This is a genomic window from Aeromonas piscicola, from assembly GCF_000820005.1.
Classification (GTDB): Bacteria; Pseudomonadota; Gammaproteobacteria; order Enterobacterales; family Aeromonadaceae; genus Aeromonas; species Aeromonas piscicola.
Genome location: NZ_CDBL01000007.1, coordinates 154,822 through 176,418 on the forward strand (window position 1 = coordinate 154,822; position 21,597 = coordinate 176,418).

At 60.4% G+C, this 21,597-nt stretch carries 18 protein-coding genes and 1 other RNA gene; 13 read left to right on the plus strand and 6 right to left on the minus strand.

What is annotated here, in order from left to right:
• The first annotated feature begins 155 nt into the window (after positions 1-155).
• A complete protein-coding gene (locus tag BN1128_RS01610; protein ID WP_042865845.1) occupies positions 156-818 on the plus strand; it encodes a glutathione S-transferase family protein in 663 nt (220 codons plus the stop codon).
• A gap of 250 nt (positions 819-1,068) precedes the next feature.
• Positions 1,069-2,268, plus strand: a complete 1,200-nt coding sequence (gene emrD / locus BN1128_RS01615; RefSeq protein WP_042865846.1) for a multidrug efflux MFS transporter EmrD — start codon at positions 1,069-1,071, stop codon at positions 2,266-2,268.
• Positions 2,269-2,445: 177 nt separating this feature from the next.
• On the opposite strand, the gene ssrS is transcribed toward emrD, so the two are convergent.
• Positions 2,446-2,628, minus strand: a non-coding RNA gene (gene ssrS, locus BN1128_RS24285) — 6S RNA.
• A gap of 16 nt (positions 2,629-2,644) precedes the next feature.
• Positions 2,645-2,977 carry a cell division protein ZapA gene (gene zapA, locus BN1128_RS01620; protein ID WP_042865847.1) on the minus strand — a complete coding sequence of 111 codons (333 nt, stop codon included), beginning with the start codon at positions 2,975-2,977 and terminating at the stop codon, positions 2,645-2,647.
• A gap of 173 nt (positions 2,978-3,150) precedes the next feature.
• Between zapA and BN1128_RS01625 the strand changes: the two genes are divergently transcribed.
• The 6 genes from BN1128_RS01625 to gcvP all read left to right on the plus strand — a co-directional run bounded on the left by BN1128_RS01625 (position 3,151) and on the right by gcvP (position 11,644).
• Positions 3,151-3,720 (plus strand): UPF0149 family protein, encoded by a 570-nt coding sequence (locus BN1128_RS01625; protein ID WP_042865848.1) that lies wholly within the window; start codon positions 3,151-3,153, stop codon positions 3,718-3,720.
• A gap of 203 nt (positions 3,721-3,923) precedes the next feature.
• Positions 3,924-5,150 carry a 2-octaprenyl-6-methoxyphenyl hydroxylase gene (gene ubiH, locus BN1128_RS01630; RefSeq protein ID WP_042865849.1) on the plus strand — a complete coding sequence of 409 codons (1,227 nt, stop codon included), beginning with the start codon at positions 3,924-3,926 and terminating at the stop codon, positions 5,148-5,150.
• A gap of 100 nt (positions 5,151-5,250) precedes the next feature.
• Entirely contained in the window at positions 5,251-6,486 is a 1,236-nt protein-coding gene (locus BN1128_RS01635) for an FAD-dependent 2-octaprenylphenol hydroxylase (protein WP_042865850.1), read from the plus strand.
• A 415-nt stretch (positions 6,487-6,901) separates the two neighbouring features.
• On the plus strand, positions 6,902-7,999 hold the full coding sequence (gene gcvT / locus BN1128_RS01640) for a glycine cleavage system aminomethyltransferase GcvT (protein WP_042865851.1): 1,098 nt from the start codon (positions 6,902-6,904) through the stop codon (positions 7,997-7,999).
• A 93-nt stretch (positions 8,000-8,092) separates the two neighbouring features.
• A complete protein-coding gene (gene gcvH, locus BN1128_RS01645; protein WP_042865852.1) occupies positions 8,093-8,482 on the plus strand; it encodes a glycine cleavage system protein GcvH in 390 nt (129 codons plus the stop codon).
• 285 nt (positions 8,483-8,767) lie between these two features.
• The gene (gene gcvP / locus BN1128_RS01650) at positions 8,768-11,644 is read left to right on the plus strand and encodes an aminomethyl-transferring glycine dehydrogenase (RefSeq protein WP_042865853.1); all 2,877 of its coding nucleotides are present in this window, start codon (positions 8,768-8,770) and stop codon (positions 11,642-11,644) included.
• Between the two features lie 127 nt (positions 11,645-11,771).
• Here gcvP and BN1128_RS01655 read toward each other — a convergent pair whose 3' ends face one another.
• Complete coding sequence (locus BN1128_RS01655) at positions 11,772-12,017, minus strand: helix-turn-helix domain-containing protein (RefSeq protein ID WP_042865854.1); 246 nt, start codon at positions 12,015-12,017, stop codon at positions 11,772-11,774.
• A 130-nt stretch (positions 12,018-12,147) separates the two neighbouring features.
• On the opposite strand from BN1128_RS01655, the gene BN1128_RS01660 reads away from it, so the two are divergent.
• A complete protein-coding gene (locus tag BN1128_RS01660; RefSeq protein ID WP_042865855.1) occupies positions 12,148-13,440 on the plus strand; it encodes an MFS transporter in 1,293 nt (430 codons plus the stop codon).
• A gap of 67 nt (positions 13,441-13,507) precedes the next feature.
• Here BN1128_RS01660 and ahpF read toward each other — a convergent pair whose 3' ends face one another.
• The 3 genes from ahpF to BN1128_RS01675 form a co-directional block, all read right to left on the minus strand.
• On the minus strand, positions 13,508-15,100 hold the full coding sequence (gene ahpF, locus BN1128_RS01665) for an alkyl hydroperoxide reductase subunit F (protein WP_042865856.1): 1,593 nt from the start codon (positions 15,098-15,100) through the stop codon (positions 13,508-13,510).
• A gap of 93 nt (positions 15,101-15,193) precedes the next feature.
• Complete coding sequence (gene ahpC, locus BN1128_RS01670) at positions 15,194-15,760, minus strand: alkyl hydroperoxide reductase subunit C (protein WP_017411392.1); 567 nt, start codon at positions 15,758-15,760, stop codon at positions 15,194-15,196.
• 660 nt (positions 15,761-16,420) lie between these two features.
• Entirely contained in the window at positions 16,421-16,867 is a 447-nt protein-coding gene (locus BN1128_RS01675; RefSeq protein ID WP_042865857.1) for a CBS domain-containing protein, read from the minus strand.
• 211 nt (positions 16,868-17,078) lie between these two features.
• Between BN1128_RS01675 and queA the strand changes: the two genes are divergently transcribed.
• The 4 genes from queA (at position 17,079) to secD (ending at position 21,596) form a co-directional block, all read left to right on the plus strand.
• Positions 17,079-18,131 (plus strand): tRNA preQ1(34) S-adenosylmethionine ribosyltransferase-isomerase QueA, encoded by a 1,053-nt coding sequence (gene queA / locus BN1128_RS01680; RefSeq protein WP_042865858.1) that lies wholly within the window; start codon positions 17,079-17,081, stop codon positions 18,129-18,131.
• Positions 18,132-18,201: 70 nt separating this feature from the next.
• Positions 18,202-19,338: a tRNA guanosine(34) transglycosylase Tgt gene (tgt, locus tag BN1128_RS01685; RefSeq protein ID WP_042865859.1), complete on the plus strand. Its 1,137-nt coding sequence runs from the start codon at positions 18,202-18,204 to the stop codon at positions 19,336-19,338.
• A gap of 50 nt (positions 19,339-19,388) precedes the next feature.
• The gene (yajC, locus tag BN1128_RS01690; protein WP_042640690.1) at positions 19,389-19,724 is read left to right on the plus strand and encodes a preprotein translocase subunit YajC; all 336 of its coding nucleotides are present in this window, start codon (positions 19,389-19,391) and stop codon (positions 19,722-19,724) included.
• An 18-nt stretch (positions 19,725-19,742) separates the two neighbouring features.
• Positions 19,743-21,596 (plus strand): protein translocase subunit SecD, encoded by a 1,854-nt coding sequence (gene secD, locus BN1128_RS01695; protein WP_042865860.1) that lies wholly within the window; start codon positions 19,743-19,745, stop codon positions 21,594-21,596.
• Position 21,597 lies beyond the last annotated feature (1 nt).

Genomic DNA, 21,597 nt, shown 5'->3' on the forward strand with positions numbered 1-21,597 from the left:
CAATATTTGTCATAACTGACCCGTATTGCGCCGCTTTGCCATGCCGGAGCCTGGGAAAATGTCCGCATGGCGTCTGTCCCGTTGTCTTTACCGATCTGGCATCAGCACAGCAGTGCTCGTCTCTGTGCCAATGTGTGGATCACAAGGAGTTCATGATGATCGATTTTTATACCGCAGCTACCCCCAATGGTTTCAAGGTGGCGATCGCCCTCGAAGAGTTGGGGCTTCCCTATCGGGTGATCCCGCTGGATTTGTCGGCGCTGGATCAGAAAAAGCCCGAGTTTCTGGCCATCAACCCCAACGGACGCATTCCGGCCATCGTCGATCGGGATAACGGCGATTTCGCCGTGTTCGAGTCCGGCGCCATCCTGCTCTATCTGGCAGAGAAGGCGGGCAAGTTGCTGCCGCAGGATCCCAAGCGTCGTTCCCAGGCCATCCAGTGGCTGATGTTCCAGATGGGCGGGGTCGGTCCCATGATGGGGCAGGCCAACGTCTTCTATCGCTACTTCCCGGAGAAGATCCCGGCCGCCATCGAGCGCTATCAGAAGGAGGGACGCCGCCTGTTCGAAGTGCTCGACAGCCACCTGGCACAGCACGAATACCTGGCCGATGAGTACAGCATCGCCGACATCGCCACCTGGCCCTGGGTGCGCATTCATGACTGGAGTGGCATCTCCATCGAGGGTCTGCCGCATCTGCAAGCCTGGATGGCGCGCATGGTAGAGAAACCCGCCTGCCAGAAGGGGATTACTATACCGCCACGCAACGAGACACCGGAGGATCTGGTCAAGCAGGCCCAGCAGATGGTAACACGTTGATTTTTATTGCTGACGGGGCAAATTGCCCCGTTACATTAGAAAAACTAGGGAAAGCTGATTACAAAGATTCGTTCGTTTTTCGTGATCTGAATCACTAAGATCACGCCAAGCCAAGGGAGTGTCCTGCTCCCGGCCGGTGCGGGTTCTCCGCCTTGTATTTTCACCTTTGATTGACTCTGTTTTTTTGGATCCCCTCTGCAGGTTTCTGCCAGGGGTGCGGCAGCTTTTTGATGATTTGCGGGACTGAGATATGTATCGGCACAGTTTTTACCCTCTGTTTTTTCTGACCATCCTGATGGTCGCCGTGGGCCAGATGACCCAGACCCTGTATGTGCCCTCCATTCCCATGATGGCGGGGGACTTCAACGTGGCCTCCGGCCAGTTGCAGGCGGTGATGGCCTGTTACCTCATTCCTTACGGGCTCTCCCAGTTTGTCTATGGCCCGCTGTCGGATCGCATAGGTCGTCGTCCTGTGCTGCTCATCGGCATGATGGTGTTTCTGGTGGGGACTCTGACCATTCAGCTGATCCCGAGCTTCACCGCGCTGCTGGTTGGCAGCCTGATCCAGGGGATGGGCACGGGTGCCGGCGGCGCCATGAGCCGTACCGTGATGCGCGATCGCTACAGCGGCGCCGAACTGAACCGGGCCAACAGCCTGGTGAGCATGGGGGTGATCTTCTCCCCGCTGCTGGCCCCCGTACTGGGTGGCTGGTTGACCGAGCTGTTCAATTGGCGAGCCGGTTACTGGTTCCTGTTCGGCTTTGGTGCCGTGACCACCCTGGCCCTGCTGGCCTGGTTTGGTGAAACCCTGCCGGTGGCGGCTCGTCAACAGCCGCTGCGGGTCGGCGCTGCCTACCGCCACGTGCTGGGCAATCCGCGCTTTCAGGGCAACCTGCTCTGCCTGATGGCGACCTTCGCCGGTCTGGCGGTGTTTGAAGCCGCGGCCGGCGTGCTGCTCGGCGATGTGCTCAAGCTGAGCGCCCGCACCGTGAGCGTGCTGTTCGTGTTGCCGCTGCCCGGCTATCTGTTCGGTGCCTGGCTCTCCGCCAAGCTGAGCTTTCGCCTGAGTCAGGGCAAGCTGATGCGCCTTGGCATCGTATTCCTGGCGCTGGGGTCACTGATCATACTGCTGCCAGGCTTGTTCGGGGTGGTGAGTGCGGCCTCTCTGGTGGGGGGCGCGGCCGTCTATTTCATCGGTAGCGGCATCCTCTATCCGACCGCCACCTCTTGCGCCATCGAGCCCTTCCCGGGTCAGGCGGGTACCGCCGGGGCCATCCTTGGCGGCATGCAGAACCTGGGGGCGGGGATAGTCACCCTGCTGGCGGCCTGCTTCCCGATGGAAGGCCAGGTGACCCTGGGCGTCATCATGACGCTCATGGTCCTGCTGGTGGCCCTGAGCTTTGCCTGGCTGCGGCACCACGGTTCGCCGCACGAGCAGATGGCCGTCTGATCGCCTCGCCACAGTGACAAGCCCGCCCTCGTCGGCGGGCTTTTTATTGGCTCGATTGGGAGCACAGGCTGGGGGGCGGGGTGAACCTGCGCAGACAAGGATGAGCTGTCGCGCTGGGCCTTTGTAAACGTGAGGCAAAGAAAAAGCCCGTCATCTGGATGACGGGCTTTTTGCTGTTGGTACCCCGGAGATGCCGTTGCCGGTTTGGGCCCTTGAACCGTAGGTTCAAGGCGGGAATCGAATCTGACCGCAGGCTTCTCGGTCGTGCCGAGCATGCGCAATAGGCAGAAGGCCGATCCCCTGGTGGGTATGATTATCGGCTCGGGGACTTGAACCGGCTGACAAACATCCCAGGGAATTTTAAAACGGTACGCGATTAGGGCTGCAGGCCCTCGCCGCTGGATTCGCCATACTGTCCGTGCTCGATCAAGGCCGCTTCTATGGTGCGTTGCAGCATCTTGATCCGCTTATCCATGGTCTCAGAGTATTGGTGATTCTTCTCTTTTTCAAGGCAGAGCTCATGACAAAAATTGAGCGCTGCCATGATCGCCAATTGCTCGTTGCTGGAGACCTTGGAACGTTGACGCAGCTCGATGAGTTTGTCAGTCAGCTGGTCGGCGGCCTGGCGCAGGGCATCCTGCTGTCCCAAGGGACAGGATACCTTGTAGGGACGTCCCAAAATGACGATTTCTACGGCCTCTGTGCTCATGCCTTCCTCAATACGGCGGTGCTGATTTCCGCCTTTATCCACGTGGACAACTGGGCGGGACTATATAGCGCAGATGCAGAAGTTTCAAGGCCTTGCTGGCTCTGGAAGGGGGAGAATGCTAGGATCCTGACCATTAATTTTGCATATTTGCCTGAACTTTGAGCGGATCTTCGATGAGCAAAACGAACCCCCTGAAATACACGGCCGTGGCCGACCTGATGGAACAGCATGAGCTGATGGCAACGGCGGTGGAGGCCCATGGCGTGATCTGCGGTCTCGTCTGTGGTGGCGTGGCACTGGATGACAAGAGCTGGTTGCCGCCCTTCAACGATCTGGTCAACGACGGTTTCGGCTTGCCGGCCCCGGTGCGCCAGGTGATGACAGATCTCTATCACGAGATAGTCGAGAGCCTGATGGCCCAGAAGGGCGTCGAGCTGCTGCTGCCAAGCGATGAGGCGCCGCTCGATGAGCGCATCGATTCGCTGGTGGACTGGTCACAGGCATTTCTGGCCGGGTTTGGCGTGGCACAGCAGGAGCTTTCCAGGGCGTCCGAAGAGTTGCAGGAGATGATCCAGGACATCGCCAGCATCACCCAGGTCTCTGCCGAGTTCGATCAGGAAGATGATGAGAACGAAGCCTCCTTCCTGGTGCTCTACGAGCATGTGCGTCTGGGGGTCATGATGACCTTCGAGGAGTTTGGCAAGCGTCCAGATACCCCGATCGCGCCGCCGACCCTGCACTGATCGCTCCTGCGACAGAAACAGCATAAAACAACGCAGAGCGCCCCGGTGGCGCTCTGCTTTTATCCGGCTGTATGGGGGAACCAGCTCAGCATTTTTTCAACCAGATCATGGCCGTGACGCCGTTTTTTGCCCGCGGCCTCGCATCCCGGCCCCCCGCTTTGTGATAGCATGAGGTCACGTTCCCAGCTTCTTCCTCTCATCTCATGTCTCAATCTGATCTGGTTCACGTCGACGTGGCTATCGTCGGCGGTGGAATGAGCGGCGCCGTGCTGGCGCTCTCTCTTGCCGCGTTGCGAGGTGCCGACGGCGAGCCCCTGCAGATCCTGCTGCTGGAGGCGAGCGCCCCCGAGCTCAATGCCCATCCCGGTTTCGATGCCCGCGCCATCGCGCTCTCTGCAGGCACCTGCGAGGCGCTTGCCCGCCACGGACTCTGGCCTCGCTTCGCCCCTCACTGCACCCCCATCACCCAAATCCATGTCTCGGATCGGGGTTACTGTGGCCAGGCCAGGTTGTTGGCGGTGGAATATGGTTTGCCCGCGCTCGGTCAGGTGATTGAGCTGTCGGCGGCCGGCATGGCACTGCAACAGGGGATGGCGGCCTGCCCTCACATCCATATGCTGTGCCCGGCCCAGCTCTCGACCATTGAGCCGCTTGAGGGGGGCGTGACCCTGACGCTGGCCAGTGGCGAACGTTACCAGACCCGACTGCTGGTGGCGGCCGATGGCGGCAACTCCTTCGTGCGCCAGCACTTCAAGATGGCGGTGACCCGCCACGACTTTGAGCAGAGCGCCATCATAGCTACCGTCAAGACCGCCGAGGATCCTGCCGGTCGGGCGTTCGAGCGTTTCACCCAGGGGGGGCCGCTGGCTTTGCTGCCGATGCAGGATGGGCTCTCCTCCCTGGTGTGGAGCGTCGGGCGGGATCAGGCGGATGAACTGATGGGGCTGGATGAGGCCGCCTTTCTCGCCCGGCTGCAGCAGGCGTTTGGCTGGCGGCTGGGGCGCTTCGAGCGGGCCGGTCAGCGCCACGTCTATCCGCTGGTGCAGACGGCCACCGACTACCCGCTGGCCCAGCGCACCGTGCTGGTGGGCAATGCCGCCCACCTGCTGCACCCCATAGCAGGGCAGGGCTTCAACCTCGGCATGCGCGATCTTGACCTGCTCACCCAGGCGGTCGCTGGCGCGCTCGCGGCGGCGGAGGACATAGGCAGCTTTGCGGTGCTGAACGGTTACTGGCAACTGCGCAAGGAGGATCAGGCCCGGACCATCTGGCTCACCTCCTCCCTGGCCCAGCTTTTTTCCAATGGCCACGATCCGCTGGTGGCGGGCCGCAACCTGGCGCTCTCCCTGATGGGGCGGCTGGCTTGCTTCAAGGCGCCGCTGGCCTCCCGTACCCTGGGGTTTGTGGCCGACCTGTGCCGTAGTAAATGAGGTGCGCCGCCCACCCGCGGCGGTCAATCGCGAATTGAAAGGGGCTATGCCAACGGGCGTCCCCTGCTGACCCGGCGGTCAGCCACGAAAGGAACAGATGATGCAGATGCAAAACGTGGATGTGGTGATTGTGGGGGGCGGCATGGTGGGCCTGGGGCTCGCCGCCGCGCTCAAGCAGAGTGGCCTCAAGCTCGCCATCGTGGAGGGGCAGTTGCCCGATCCTGCGCTTGGGGACGCGCCGGACAACCGGGTCAGTGCCCTGAGTCTGGCCAGCCAGCGCATATTGCAGCAGGTTGGCGCCTGGACCGGGATAGCGGCGCGCCGCCTGCAGCCCTACGAGAAGATGCAGGTGTGGGAGCAAGACAGCTTCGGCCAGATTGGCTTTGATGCCGCCGGTCTGCGCCAGGCGGCGCTCGGTCACATAGTCGAGAACCGGGTCATCCAGCTGGCGCTGCTGGAGGCGATTCTTGGTGGCAATGCAGGGGAGGCAGACAACATCCAGCTGCTGAGCCCGGCCCGGGCCGCCAGCCTGCAAAGTGGCGAGGCGGGGTCGCTCCTGCTGCTGGACGATGGCCGCGCGCTGTCGGCCAAGCTGGTGGTGGCCGCCGATGGCGCCCACTCATGGGTGCGCCGGCAGGCGGACATTCCGCTCACCAGCTGGGATTACGGCCATCACGCCCTGGTGGCGACGGTGCGCTGTGCCGAGCCCCATGAGGCGGTGGCCCGCCAGATCTTCACCCCGGAAGGCCCGCTCGCCTTCCTGCCCTTGTGGCAACCGGATCTCTGCTCCATCGTCTGGTCCGTGCCCGCCGCCCGTGCCGAGGCGCTATGTCAGTGCGACGACGAACAGTTCAACCGCCAGCTCACCACCGCCTTCGATGGCCGGCTGGGGCTGTGCAAGGTGGAAGGGGCGCGCAGCGCCATCCCGCTCACCGCTCGCTATGCCCGAGACTTCGCTCGCGAGCGGCTGGTGCTGGTGGGGGATGCGGCTCACACCATACATCCGCTGGCGGGGCAGGGGGTCAACCTGGGCCTGCTGGATGCGGCGGCGCTGGCGGAGCAGATTGTGCAAACGCATCGTGCCGGTAGGGACATAGGCCTGCTGGCCAACCTGCGCAGCTACGAGCGCTGGCGCAAGAGCGAGGCGGCCCGCATGCTGGCGGCGATGGAAGGGCTCAAGCGACTGTTCAGCGGGGCCAACCCCCTCAAGAAGCTGGTACGCGGGGTGGGATTGTGCGCCTTCGATGCGCTGGCGCCGTTCAAGCAGGGGGTGATCCGGGCCGCCATGGGGCTCGATGGCGAACTGCCTGCGCTGGCCAAGGGTGAAAAAATCTAATGCTACTCAGGTTTTTTTACAACAAAACTAATGTGATGAGGCTGATGACCCATTTTGGGCATCAGCCTTTAATCTGGGTGGTGGGCGAAACGTTTTTCTTCAAATTGTGACGAAACGGTAAAAATCAAAATTTAATCTCGTGTGAGTCGCTGTTCGACTGTTTTTATCACTGTTTTTACCTTAGTGTCTGGGGTCTGTTTACTGGCGGTGGATTAGTTTTTTTTGAGCGGCAGGCTCGCCCGCTTGTCATATAATCCGCTGCGTTCAAGGAATCACTCTTGCCCCGCGGGGCTGGAACGAGCACAGACTCCGACTGTCTCTTCTCTTTCTGTTGCACAGGCGATTGAATGTCCTGTTGGCTGTCAGGGGAGGGCGGATTGCGAGTGTTGTCGCGAACGCTTAAGGAAACACAGCGATGATCCAGACTACAGTACTGCATCCCAAGCACCTGGAAGCCGGCGCCAAAATGGTGGACTTCCACGGTTGGGAAATGCCCATCAACTACGGCTCCCAGCTGGAAGAGCACCATGCGGTGCGCACCGATGCCGGCATGTTCGACGTCTCCCACATGACCATAGTCGACTTGACCGGCGAACGGGTCAAAGCCTTCCTGCAACACCTGCTGGCCAACGACGTGGCCAAACTCACAGTCCCGGGCAAGGCCCTCTACAGCGGCATGCTCAACCCCGATGGTGGCGTCATTGATGACCTCATTACCTATTATCTGACCGATACCTTCTACCGTCTGGTGGTGAACTCCGCCACCCGCGAGAAGGATCTGGCCTGGATCCGCCACCACGCCATCGATTTTGCCGTGAGCGTGACCGAACGTCCCGAGCTCGCCATGATCGCGGTACAGGGCCCCAACGCCAAGGCCAAGGCGGCCAAGGTGTTCACCCCTGAGCAGAACGCGACAGTGGAAGGGATGAAGCCCTTCTTCGGCGTGCAGGCAGGGGATCTCTTTATCGCCACTACCGGTTACACAGGTGAAGACGGTTATGAAATCGTGGTGCCGCAAGAGAAGGCGTGCGACCTGTGGCAGGCGCTGCTGGATAACGGCGTGGCGCCGTGCGGACTGGGCGCGCGGGATACCCTGCGCCTCGAAGCCGGCATGAACCTCTACAGCCAGGATATGGACGAGAGCATCAGCCCGCTCGCCGCCAACATGGCCTGGACCCTGGCCTTCGAGCCGGCCTCCCGCCAGTTTATCGGTCGCGCCGCGCTGGAGGCACAAAAAGCGGCGGGTACCCAGCCCAAGCAGGTCGGTCTGGTGATGGAAGAGAAGGGCGTACTGCGTGCCGGCATGCCGGTCACCTTCACCACCGCCAGCGGCGAGAAACGGGAAGGTGTGATCACCTCCGGCTCTTTCTCGCCGACCCTGGGCTACAGTATTGCCCTGGCGCGAGTGCCTCGCGACATCGGCGAGCAGGCCGAGGTGGAGATCCGCAAGAAGCTGGTCACCGTCAAAGTCACCAAGCCCGCTTTCGTGCGTAACGGCCAGAAGCTGGTGTAACAACCCCATTGCGGCGAAGGGGCAGCCCTTCGCCAGTACCCCTTGTACGCGGTCCAGGTACAAGTGATCCAAGTGAATAAGAAGGAAGCACAAATGAGCCATATCCCGAGCGAACTGAAATATGCCACCTCCCACGAGTGGATCCGTGTTGAAGCCAACGGCGAGGCCGTGGTCGGTATCACCGAGCACGCCCAGGATCTGCTGGGAGACATGGTGTTTATCGACCTGCCGGAAGTGGGCAAGCAAATTGGCGCCGGCGATGACTGCGCCGTGGCCGAGTCGGTCAAGGCCGCCTCCGACATCTACAGTCCGGCGAGCGGCGAAATCATCGCCGTCAACGAAGAGCTGGAAGGCAGCCCGGAGCTGGTCAACTCAGACCCCTACGGCGCCGGCTGGCTGTTCCGCATCAAGCTGGATGACGCGGGCGAGCTCGCCAACCTGCTGGATGCCGAAGGCTACCAGAACGTGGTGGACGAAGAGTAATGCCCCCGGGCCCTGCCAACACGGCAGGGCCCGTTTGTATGACCGCAAGCCGGACACACGCCGGCTGGTGGAAGGGTGAAGTCGCCCGCGCCCGCCGTTTGTCAGCCTGGCCTTGCCAGGAGGCAAGCTGGCCGGTAAGCAACAAGGCGATCCCCTGTCGATGCTGCCGCAGCATCCGGTGCCGCACCCTGTCTGCGGGACCCAGAACATGAGTGGAGTCGGTATCAGCCGGCTATCAGGAACATCAGGTCTTGGTTATCAGGACTTAATACCAGGAATAGGGAAATGACCCAGTCACTGTTTGAACTCGAGCAAAAAACCGATTTCATCCGCCGCCACATAGGCCCGGGTGAGGAAGAAGTGCGCGCTCTGCTGGCCGTCGTGGGCGCAGAGAGCCTGGACGATCTGATTGAGCAGACGGTCCCCGCCGCCATTCGCCGGCCGGGCCCGCTCGGTATCGGCGCCTCCATGACCGAAGTGGAGGCACTGGCCAAGCTCAAGGGCTACGCCGCCCAGAACAAGATCGCCAAGAGCTACATCGGCATGGGCTATCACGACACCCATGTGCCCCATGTCATCCTGCGCAACGTGCTGGAGAACCCTGGCTGGTATACCGCCTATACCCCGTATCAGCCCGAGCTGGCTCAGGGCCGTCTCGAAGCCCTGCTCAACTTCCAGCAGCTCACGCTGGACTTGACCGGCATGGATCTGGCCAGTGCCTCCCTGCTGGATGAAGCCACCGCCGCTGCCGAAGCCATGGCGCTGGCCAAGCGCATGGCCAAGTCCAAGTCTCATCTCTTCTTCGTGGCCGATGACGTGCATCCCCAAGTGATCGACGTGGTCAAGGAGCGCGCCGTGCACTTTGGCTTCGACGTGGCCGTCGGCCCTGCCAGCGAGGCGGTGAGCGAAGAGGTGTTCGGTGCCCTGTTCCAGTACCCCACCACCACGGGGGAAGTGAAGGATGTACGGGCGCTGGTCGCCGCCGTGCAAGCCCAGAAGGGGCTGGCCTGCGTCAGCGCCGACCTGCTCTCCCTGTTGCTGCTCAAATCCCCGGGTGAACTGGGCGCCGACGTGGTGTTCGGCTCCGCCCAGCGCTTCGGTGTGCCCATGGGTTACGGTGGCCCTCACGCCGCCTTCTTCGCCACTCGCGATGCCTACAAGCGTTCCATGCCGGGCCGCATCATAGGCGTTTCCAAGGACGCCCGTGGCAAGAGTGCCCTGCGCATGGCGATGCAGACCCGCGAGCAACATATCCGCCGCGAGAAAGCGAACTCCAACATCTGTACCGCTCAGGTGCTGCTGGCCAACATGGCGAGCTTCTACGCCGTCTACCACGGCCCGGTAGGACTGAAAACCATCGCCTCTCGCGTGCATCGTCTCACCAGCATCCTGGCGCTGGGGCTTAAAACCAAGGGCGTGGCCCTCAAACACGCCAGCTGGTTCGATACGCTTACCGTGCTGACGGGCGACAAGGCGGCACTGATCGCCAAAGCAGAAGGGCTGGGCATCAACCTGCGCGCCGATCTCGATGGTGCCGTGGGTGTGTCGCTCTCCGAGACCACCACCCGCGCCGATGTGGCCGAACTGTTCGATCTCTTCCTCGGCAAGGGCCACGGCCTGGATGTGGAGGCGCTCGACAAGGCGGCCCAGACCCATCACGGCATACCGCAGGATCTGCTGCGCACCGACGCCGTGCTGACCCACGAGGTGTTCAACAAGTACCACTCCGAAACCGAGATGCTGCGCTACATCCACCGTCTCGAAGCGAAAGATCTGGCGCTCAACTACGCCATGATTTCGCTGGGTTCTTGTACCATGAAGCTCAACGCCACCGCCGAGATGATCCCGGTGACCTGGCCCGAGTTCGGCAAGCTGCACCCCTTCGCCCCGCTGGCCCAGGCCAAGGGCTACCAGCTGCTGCTGGCAGACCTCGAAGACTGGCTGGTGAAGGTGACAGGTTACGATGCGGTCTGCATGCAGCCGAACTCTGGCGCCCAGGGTGAATACGCGGGCCTCCTGGCCATCAAGAAGTACCACGAGTCCCGTGGCGACGGTCATCGCGATATCTGCCTCATTCCGGCCTCTGCTCACGGTACCAACCCGGCCTCAGCCCAGATGGCGGGTCTGCGGGTCATAGTCACAGCCTGTGACAAGTCCGGCAACGTGGATCTCGACGACCTGCGCGCTAAGGCCTCCGAGGCGGGGGAGAAGCTTAGCTGTCTGATGGTGACTTATCCCTCCACCCACGGGGTGTACGAGGAGACCATCAAGGAGGTGTGCGACATCGTTCACCAGCACGGTGGTCAGGTCTATCTGGACGGCGCCAACATGAACGCGCAAGTTGGCCTCACTGCGCCGGGCTTTATCGGCGCGGACGTCTCCCACCTCAACCTGCACAAGACCTTCGCCATCCCTCACGGCGGTGGCGGTCCGGGCATGGGCCCCATAGGCGTGAAGAAACACCTGGCACCCTTCGTGGCCGGTCATGCCGTGGTCAAGACCGACAAGGAGAGCCGCAACAACGGCGCCGTGTCGGCGGCACCGTTCGGTTCGGCCAGCATATTGCCCATCAGCTGGATGTACATCGCCATGCTGGGCGACGAAGGGCTGAAGAAATCCACTCAGGTGGCCATCCTCAACGCCAACTATCTGGCCAAGAAGCTGGGTGAATCCTTCCCCGTACTCTACTCGGGTCGCAACGGCCGGGTGGCTCACGAATGCATCCTGGATATACGCCCGCTGAAAGAGGCGTCCGGCATCAGCGAGATGGACGTGGCCAAGCGGCTGATGGACTACGGCTTCCACGCACCGACCATGAGCTTCCCGGTGGCGGGCACCCTGATGGTCGAGCCGACGGAATCCGAATCCAAGCGCGAGCTGGATCGCTTCGTCGAGGCAATGACAGCCATCCGTGCCGAGATTGCCAAGGTGCAGGACGGTCACTGGAGCCTCACCGACAACCCGCTGGTCAACGCGCCCCATACCCAGGATGACGTGATGGACAGCGAGTGGGCTCGTGGCTACAGCCGCGCCGAGGCGGTCTTCCCGTCCGACGCCGTGCGCGCCGCCAAGTTGTGGCCCTCAGTCAACCGCATCGACGACGTCTACGGTGATCGCAACCTGTTCTGCGCCTGCATCCCGACCGAGGATTACGCCAAGTAATCGCGGTGCAGAGTGAATGAGGGTTAGCTACCCGATAAAACCAAGGCCACCCCAGCGGGTGGCCTTGTTGTTTGTGGCGCATATCTGACATGACATCACGCCGGAGTCTTCGCAGCCTCGGGCTGCGTCAGGACTTGGCCGGTGCAAGCAGGGCCAGTGCTTTGGCCAGGGCATCGACGGATTCCTGATGCTTGCCCGCCTTGTGCAGGGTTTCCCCTTCGGCGCGCAGCCTTTTCACCTCGGCCAGTTGCTCTGCACTGAGGGCCGGGCCTTTGGCGAGGGCGTCATCGATGCTCTTCATGTCTGCAGGGCAGTGAAAGGCGAGGGCGTTGCCGGCAAAGAGCAGGCCGATCATCAGCAGTTTGGTTTTCATGTTTGTTACCTCAAGGAGGGGGCTCATCAAGGATAGCGCGCCCCTTGCAGGGCCGGTTGGGTTGATGTGGGCAGGAAGCAAGCGGTACCATAACTGTTTAGCTCATTAATGAGCCACACAGGGAGACTCAATGTCACTCACAAGGTTGCTGTCACCCTTGGCCAGTCTGGTGATTTTTATCCTGGGCCACGGCATGTTCAATACCCTGCTGACGGTGCGCCTCTCGGCCGAGCAGGTGTCGGTGCAAGCCATAGGCCTGGTGTCGGCCGCCTATTTTGGCGGTCTGGTGCTGGGCGCTTTCGTCAATGCGCGCCTCATCATACGGGTCGGCCATATCCGGGCTTATGCGGCCTACGCCTCCCTGCTCTGTTTTCTGTTTCTGCTGCACGGCATGGTGGTGGAACCCGTCAGCTGGGCGGCGCTGCGGCTGGTGGGGGGCTTTGCCACCGGCGGCCTGTTCGTGGTGCTGGAGTCCTGGATGCTGGTCTCTAGTTCCCCGGCCAATCGGGGGCGGCTGATGTCGCTCTACATGATCCTGCTCTACGGATCACTGGCCATGGGCCAATTGGTGCTCAAGTGGGTGGATCCCATGGTGCTGACACCGTTTGCCCTGTGTGCCATGGCGGCCACCCTGTCGGTGGTGCCGCTTGCGCTCTCCCGGGTGGCGACACCGGCCATGGTGGCGCCCCAACCTGTCGGGGTGATCGAGCTGGTGCGGCTCACCCCGGCGGGCATGGGCAGCAGTTTCACCTCCGGTCTTATCCTCGGCGCCATCTACGGTCTGTTGCCGCTTTATTTTACCGATAGCGGTGCTTCGCTTTCGCGGGTGGCGGACATGATGGCGCTGGTGATCCTGGGGGGCATGTGCCTGCAGTATCCCATTGGCCGGGTCTCTGATCGCTATGACCGGCGGCTGGTGATCCTGCTGCTCAGTGCCGTGCTGACCCTGCTCGCTTTGCTGATGGTGTTGTTGCCCGAGGATTGGCGCGAGCCGATCGCCGGCGTCTTGGTGTTCTTGCTGGGGGGGATGGCGTTCTCCATTTATCCCCTGAGTCTGAGCCATGCCTGCGATGAGCTGCGCCCGGATCAGGTGCTGGGGGCCAATCAGGGATTGCTGCTCGCCTACAGTTTGGGCGCCATGATAGGGCCATTGCTGGCGCCTTTTGTCATGATGCAGTTCGGGCCACAGGGGCTGTTTGTCTACTTTGCCCTGTGCGGCGCCTTGCTGACGGCTTATCTGGGCTGGCGCAAGCGGCAGCGGGCCCCCATTCCGCTGGCCGAGCATCAGGTGTTCATGCCGGTACCGCCCAATACCCCCATGACAGCGGAGCTGGAGCCGAGAACGGATCTGGCGGGGGAGGCTGTCCCTGCCAGTTATGCCACGCCTGAGTCGTCCGGGCCGCAGGATATGAAGGCCAGCTAGCGGTCACTGAATCACGTGGATAAAAAGCCGACTCCAGGGAGTCGGCTTTTTATTTGCAACGGGACTATCAGGCGGTCACGGCATCGGCCTTGGCGGATGTCTCGGTGGCGTCCGGCGCCGCATTGCGGATGAGGTAATCAAATGCCCCCAGCGCTGCGGTCGCCCCTGCGCCCATGGAGATGATGATCTGCTTGAACGGCACCGTAGTGGCGTCACCGGCAGCATAGACCCCGGGCAGGGAAGTGGCGCCCTTGGTGTCGATCTCGATCTCGCCGAAGCGGGTCAGTGCCACCTCGCTCCCCTTGAGGAACTCGGTGTTCGGCACCAGACCGATCTGGACGAAGATACCGGCGACCGCCAGGTGCTTGATCTCACCCGTGGTGCGGTCCTCGTAATCCATACCCACCACCTTGCTGCCGTCACCGATCACTTCCGTGGTGCGGGCGCTCATGATGATGTCGATGTTGCCCATGGAGCGGGCTTTCTTCTGCAGCACCTCGTCGGCGCGCAGGGTATCGGCAAATTCCACCACTGTGACGTGCTCGACGATGCCGGCGAGATCGATGGCTGCTTCGATACCGGAGTTACCGCCACCGATCACTGCCACCCGCTTGCCCTTGAAGAAGGGACCGTCGCAGTGGGGGCAGTAGGCTACGCCCTTGGTGCGGTATTCGAGTTCGCCAGGCACGTTCAGGTCACGCCAGCGGGCACCGGTCGCCAGGATCACGGCGCGGCTCTTCAGCGTGGCACCAGAGGCCAGCGCCACATTCACATAGCCGTCCTTGCTGATGGCTGCGGCACGCTGCTCGGTGATCACTTCCACACCGTACTGCTTGACGTGCTGCTCCAGGCTTGCAGCCAGCTTGGGACCTTCGGTGTAGGGCACGGAGATGAAGTTCTCGATGCCGACCGTGTCCATCACCTGACCACCAAAACGCTCTGCGACGATGGCGGTACGAATGCCTTTACGGGCGGCATAGATGGCTGCTGCGGCACCAGCCGGGCCACCACCCACTACCAGCACATCGTAAGGCGCTTTTTCATTGAGCTCTTCAGCCTTGCGTTCTGCGGCGCCGGTGTCGAGCTTGGCAATGATCTCTTCCAGCGAGATACGGCCCTGGCTGAACGGCTGACCGTTCATGTAGACGTTCGGCACCGCCATGATCTGGCGCTCGTTCACTTCGTCCTGGAACAGGGCACCGTCGATCATGGTGTGGGTGATACCGGGATTCAGGGTCGCCATCAGGTTCAGCGCCTGTACCACGTCCGGGCAGTTGTGGCAGGAGAGGGAGATATAGGTCTCGAAGTGAAATTCGCCCTTCAGCTGCTTGATCTGCTCCAGCACGGCCGGATCTGTCTTGGAAGGGTGGCCGCCGCTTTGCAGCAAGGCGAGCACCAGAGAGGTAAATTCATGACCCATGGGGATGCCGGCAAAATGAACGCGCGGGGCTTGGCCCTGTGGTGCAACGCTCATGGAAGGCTTGCGGGCATTGCTGCCATCAGTCATGGCAATTTTGGGGGACATCTCGCTGATCTCGGTGGCCAATGCCAGCAGCTCTGCGGATTTGTCACTGTCGTTGCCGGACACGCTGATCTCGATGGGATTGACGATGTACTGCAGATAGGTGTTCAGCTGTTGTTTGAGGTTGGTATCCAACATCTTCGAATTCCTTCTTAATGATTGCGGGTCGGCGTTTTGTCAGGCCAGAAAGCAGACCGGCCCTTGAATGGGCCGGTCTTGGAAGCGGGAGGCTTAGATTTTGCCTACCAGATCCAGGGACGGGGCCAGGGTGGCATCGCCTTCTTTCCACTTGGCCGGGCACACTTCACCCGGGTGGGAAGCAACGTACTGGGCCGCTTTGACTTTGCGCAGCAGTTCCAGCGCGTCACGGCCGATACCGCCAGCGTTGATCTCAACGATCTGGATGATGCCCTGCGGGTCGATGACGAAGGTACCGCGGTCAGCCAGACCGGCTTCTTCGATCATGACGCCGAAGTTGCGGGTGATGGCGCCAGTCGGGTCACCAATCATCGGATACTGGATCTTCTGGATGGTGTCGGAGGTGTCGTGCCATGCCTTGTGGGTGAAGTGGGTGTCGGTAGAGACAGAGTAGATCTCGACGCCCAGTTTCTTGAATTCGGCGTAGTTGTCAGCCAGGTCACCCAGCTCGGTCGGGCAAACGAAGGTGAAGTCAGCCGGGTAGAAGAACACCACGGACCACTTGCCTTTCAGGTCAGCGTCAGACACCTGAACGAATTTGCCATTGTGGTAGGCGGTAGCATTGAACGGCTTGATTTCAGTGTTGATGTAGGTAGACATGTATTAGCTCCTTGGTGATGTACATATGCCTGTCTGGTATTGAAGAGTCTGTCCGGACCAGGCGTTTAACGTTCAATGGATTCATCATAGGGGCTTCTCCTAATCGGTTAAAGCCGCAATTTTGAATCACTTCAATCTATCTATTAGATAGCCTGCCGCTGCTGTACCTAACATGAATATTTCTGACGTGCAGAGGTAACCCCTTGTCGAGATTCAACATCTGTGCGGCTCCCTGGTTTTTCAAGGGTCGAATGGGCATCTTTCTCAGGGGGGATTGGGCGTGGCGGTGGCGTGCTGCGTGGAACACGTAAAAAGAGGGGGCCCTGGGACAGGGCAGGATAGTGCAGATAAAAAAATCCCGGCGCTGTCGTGAGGACAAGGCCGGGTCATCAAACAAGGAATGGCTATATAAACAAAAGCTTTACAGCAAAGACTAACTACGGGGTGTGCAAACTTGCAGACATATGAGAGGAAGAGGCTGGGTGCACAATCCCTCGTCTCCCCCTCGGCAACTATTGCATGGGGAGATAATAGTGTGATGCAGATCACAAAGCAAGGTTGTGATGTAAATTTTCAATCAAAATGAAAGTATTTCAGCTTTATTGCCGATTTCATGTGCTGAAAACGCTTTTATTGTAATTTTATTACATGATTTCAAGATCAGAAATCGCTGGGCGGCTCCTGTTCTTCCATCAGTTCGAGCAGGTTGATGGCAACCGCAATGAAATCCGACTCCGTGACTATGCCTATCAGCTTGCGCCCCTTGAGCACCGGCAGACAGCCATATTTGTGCCGCTGCAGGTAGAGGGCCGCCTCCTTGATACCCGCGTGGGGATCCACGCTCGCCACCTGGCGGGTCATGATCTCGTCGAGCTGGACGCTGTCGGTGAATTCCGCTTCCCGCTCCGGGTTGATGAGCAGCAGTTTGGACTCGCGGGTGGCCAGGATGTCGGTGAGGGTGACCAGACCCAGCAGATGATGGTGTTCGTCGACGATGGGAATATGGCGGATCCGCTCCTGCTGCATCAGATCCATCGCCTGCTTGACGCTGTTTTCCGGACCCAGGGTGAAGGGATGTTCTGTCATGATATCGGATAAGGTCATCATGGTGGGCCTCCTTGTGTATCTGCTTTCACCCTAGCCCAGCCCCCGCAGGCAAAACATGATCAGGGTCAATACAGACCATTAAAGAATCATTAACGCGCAAGCGTTCACAAAAACGAGCGCTATCCCTTGTCTCTCTTGGGTTTTTGGTCTTTTGGGTTGCCTTGGAAGAGGGGGATAACTAGACTAGCCGCCGATTCCCCCGAGGTGAAAGATGCAAGTATCCGATTTTCATTTTGATCTGCCAGACGAGCTGATTGCCCGCTATCCGATGGCAGAGCGTACCGCCAGCCGCCTGTTGCAGCTCGATGGTCAAAGCGGCGCCCTGCGCCATGGTCAATTTGTGGACGTGCTGGACCAGCTCAACCCCGGCGATCTGCTGGTATTCAACAACACCCGTGTCATTCCGGCGCGCATGTTTGGCCAGAAGGCCAGCGGCGGCAAGCTGGAGGTACTGGTGGAGCGCATCCTGGACGAGCACAGCGTGCTGGCTCACGTGCGGGCCTCCAAGGCGCCCAAGCCGGGCACCCGGATGATCATGGATGGTGGGGTGGAAGCCGAGATGCGGGCCCGCCACGATGCCCTGTTCGAGATCCATTTTCTCGACCCGCGCCCGGTGCTGGAGATTCTGGAAGCCATAGGCCACATGCCGCTGCCGCCTTATATCGACCGTCCCGATGAGGACGCCGACAAGGAGCGCTACCAGACCGTTTACAATCAGAAGCCGGGTGCCGTGGCGGCGCCGACCGCCGGCCTGCACTTCGATGAGCCGCTGCTGGCAAAGATCCGCGCCAAGGGGGTTGAAACGGCCTTCGTCACCCTGCATGTAGGGGCGGGGACCTTCCAGCCGGTGCGGGTGGACAAGATTGAAGATCACCACATGCACTCCGAGTATGCCGAAGTGCCTCAGGAGGTGGTGGATGCCATAGCTGCAACTCGCGCCCGGGGTGGCCGGGTGATTGCGGTGGGGACCACCTCGGTACGCTCCCTGGAGAGCGCCGCCAAGGTGACCCTGGCCCAGGGCAAGCCGTTGGCGCCGTTTTTCAGCGACACCGACATCTTCATCTTCCCAGGCTACGAGTTCCAGATTGTCGATGCCATGGTCACCAACTTCCACCTGCCCGAATCCACCCTGATCATGCTGGTCAGCGCCTTCGCCGGGTACGATCAGGTGATGGCGGCTTATCAGGCGGCTGTGACCGAGAATTACCGTTTCTTCAGCTACGGGGACGCCATGTTCGTCACCCGTCGCCGGGCAGTGGCATAAGCCTCGCCCTTTATACCGGGCCTTTGGGCTCTCTATTGTCAGACTGTTTATCTGACGCAACGAGGTAGCAATGAAATTTGAACTGAAAACCACCGACGGCCGTGCCCGTCGCGGTCAACTGGTATTTGAGCGCGGCACAGTGCAGACCCCAGCCTTTATGCCGGTCGGTACCTATGGCACCGTCAAGGGGATGACGCCGGAAGAAGTGCGCGAGACCGGTGCCCAGATCCTGCTTGGCAACACCTTCCACCTCTGGCTGCGGCCGGGGCAGGAAGTGATGCGCGCTCACGGCGATCTGCATGACTTCATGAACTGGCAGGGCCCGATCCTGACCGACTCGGGTGGTTTCCAGGTGTTCAGCCTGGGACACATTCGCAAGATCACCGAGGCGGGCGTGCACTTCCGTCACCCCATCAATGGCGAGAAAATCTTCCTCGACCCCGAGAAATCCATGGAGATCCAGTACGATCTGGGCTCCGACATCGTGATGATCTTTGACGAGTGCACCCCGTACCCGGCCACTTACGAAGAAGCGCGCAAGTCCATGGAGATGTCCCTGCGCTGGGGCAAGCGCTCGCGCGACAAGTTTGATGCCTTGGGCAACAAGAACGCCCTGTTCGGTATCATTCAGGGTTCCGTGTATGAAGAGTTGCGGGATGTGTCCCTCAACGGCCTGCTGGAGATCGGCTTCGACGGTTATGCGGTTGGCGGTCTGGCGGTGGGTGAGCCCAAGGAAGACATGCACAGGATCCTCGAGCATGTCTGCCCGAAAATTCCGGCTGACAAGCCGCGCTACCTGATGGGCGTGGGCAAACCGGAAGATCTGGTGGAAGGGGTGCGCCGCGGGGTCGACATGTTCGACTGCGTGATGCCGACCCGCAATGCCCGCAACGGCCATCTGTTCACCACGGACGGGGTGGTCAAGATCCGCAACGCCAAGTATCGCAGCGACACCAGCACTCTGGATGCCGATTGCGATTGCTACACCTGCAAGAACTACACCCGCAGCTATTTGTACCATCTGGACAAGTGCAACGAGATCCTCGGTGCCCGTCTGAACACCATTCACAACCTGCGTTATTACCAGCGTGTGATGCAGGGTTTGCGGGACGCGATCGAGCAGGGTAAATTAGACGACTTTGTAGCTGAGTTTTACCGTCGGCAAGGGAAGCCTGTGCCTCCGTTAGCTGAAAATGACGTGAAATAACAACGATATATAAGCTAGTTATCAAATCTACATCAATAAGAGGTTGTTAAATGAGCATTATCTCCAAGGCGTATGCAGAAGGCGCAGTTCCGGGTGCACAGGGTGGTGGTATGGAAATGATCATCATGCTGGCCGTGTTCGGCCTTATCTTCTACTTCATGATCTATCGTCCCCAGGCCAAGCGCGCCAAGACTCATCGTGACCTGATGAGCTCCCTGGCCAAGGGTGATGAAGTGCTCACTTCCGGTGGCCTGGTTGGCAAGATCGCCAAGGTGTCCGCCGATAGCGAATACATAGTGCTGGCCCTGAATGATCAGACTCAAGTCACCATCAAACGTGATTTCGTCTCTGCCGTTCTGCCCAAGGGTTCTATTCAGTCCCTTTAATCTCCCGAGGAGCACAGCGTGTTAAATCGCTATCCGCTGTGGAAATACCTGATGGTGGTCTTCGTGATCGCCATCGGTTTTCTATATGCAGCCCCCAATCTTTACGGCGAAGACCCGGCCTTGCAGATCTCTGCCAGCCGGGGTGCCGAAGTCAAGCTAGAGACGCTTGATCTGGTGAAAGAGACGCTCGAAGCGGCTCAGATCCCGGTCAAGCATGCTGCGTTCGAGCACGGTTTCATTCTGATCCGTTTCAAGAACACCGAAGAACAGCTCAAGGCGCGCGATGTCGTCGCCAACAAGCTGGGCGACAACTTTATTACCGCCCTCAACCTGGCGCCCTCCACACCTGCCTGGCTCGAAGCCATTGGTGCCAACCCGCTCAAGCTGGGTCTTGACCTGCGCGGCGGTGTGCACTTCCTGATGGAAGTGGACATGGCCGAGGCGCTGACCAAGCAGCAAGAGCAGATGGTGCAGGATTTCCGCGCCGAGCTGCGTACCCAGAAGATCCGTTATTCCGGCGTGCGTCGGGCCGGTGATCAGGTACAGGTGCTGTTCCGCGATGAAGCGGATCAGGCCAAGGCGGTGTCTCACCTGCGTCGTCAGAACCCTGATCTGACCTTCACCACAGAGCAGAAGGGGGATGAGTTCATCCTGCTGGCGAGCCTGAGTGAAGCCAAGATCAAGGAAGTGAAGAAGTACGCCCTCGAGCAGAACATCACCATCATCCGTAACCGGGTGAACGAGCTGGGAGTGGCCGAGCCGCTGGTACAACAGCAGGGTGCCGAGCGCATCGTGGTGGAGCTGCCCGGTATTCAGGACACGGCCCGAGCCAAGGAGATCCTGGGCGCGACCGCGACCCTGGAATTCCACATGGTCGATGAGACTGCCGACATCCAGGCCGCTGCCGATGGCCGCGTGCCGCCGAGCTCCAAGGTTTACAACGATCGCAACGGCCGTCCCGTGGTGCTGCAAAAGCGCATCATACTGACCGGCGACCACATAGTGGGTGCCCAGTCCGGTTTCGATGAATACAGCCGTCCCCAGGTCAACATCAAGCTTGATGGCCAGGGTGGCAACAAGATGGCCAACTTTACCAAGGACAACGTCGGTAAAGGCATGGCCACCGTGTTCATCGAGTACAAGCCGGTCGGTCAGCCGGGTCCGGACGGCAAGCGCAAGTTCCGCAAGCAGGAGGAGGTGATCAACGTCGCCACCATCCAGTCGCGCCTTGGCAGCCAGTTCCGCATCACAGGTATCGACAACGCCAACGAAGCCCATAACCTGGCGCTGCTGTTGCGTGCCGGTGCCCTGATAGCCCCGATCCAGATCGTCGAAGAGCGCACCATAGGCCCGAGCCTGGGTCAGCAGAACATCGACAGCGGTATGGAAGCCATCGGCTGGGCCATGCTGGTGATCGTGCTGTTCATGGGGATCTACTACCGTGCATTCGGTTGGGTGGCCAACCTTGCCCTCACCATGAACCTGGTGCTGATTGTCGGCATCATGTCGATGATCCCCGGGGCCACCATGACACTGCCGGGCATTGCCGGTATCGTCCTGACGCTGGGCATGGCGGTGGATGCCAACGTGCTGATCTACGAGCGTATTCGTGAAGAGATCCGCAACGGCCGCGGAGTGCAGCAAGCCATCCATCTGGGCTTCGACCGCGCCTTCTCGACCATAGCCGACTCCAACGTGACCTCGCTCATCACCTGTGTGATCCTGTTCGGTATCGGTACCGGCGCCATCAAGGGCTTCGCCCTGACGCTGGGCATTGGTCTGAGTGCCTCCATGTTTACGGCCATCACGGTATCCCGCGCCATTATCAACCTGGCCTGGGGTGGACGGCGCATCGACAAGCTGCCGATCTAAG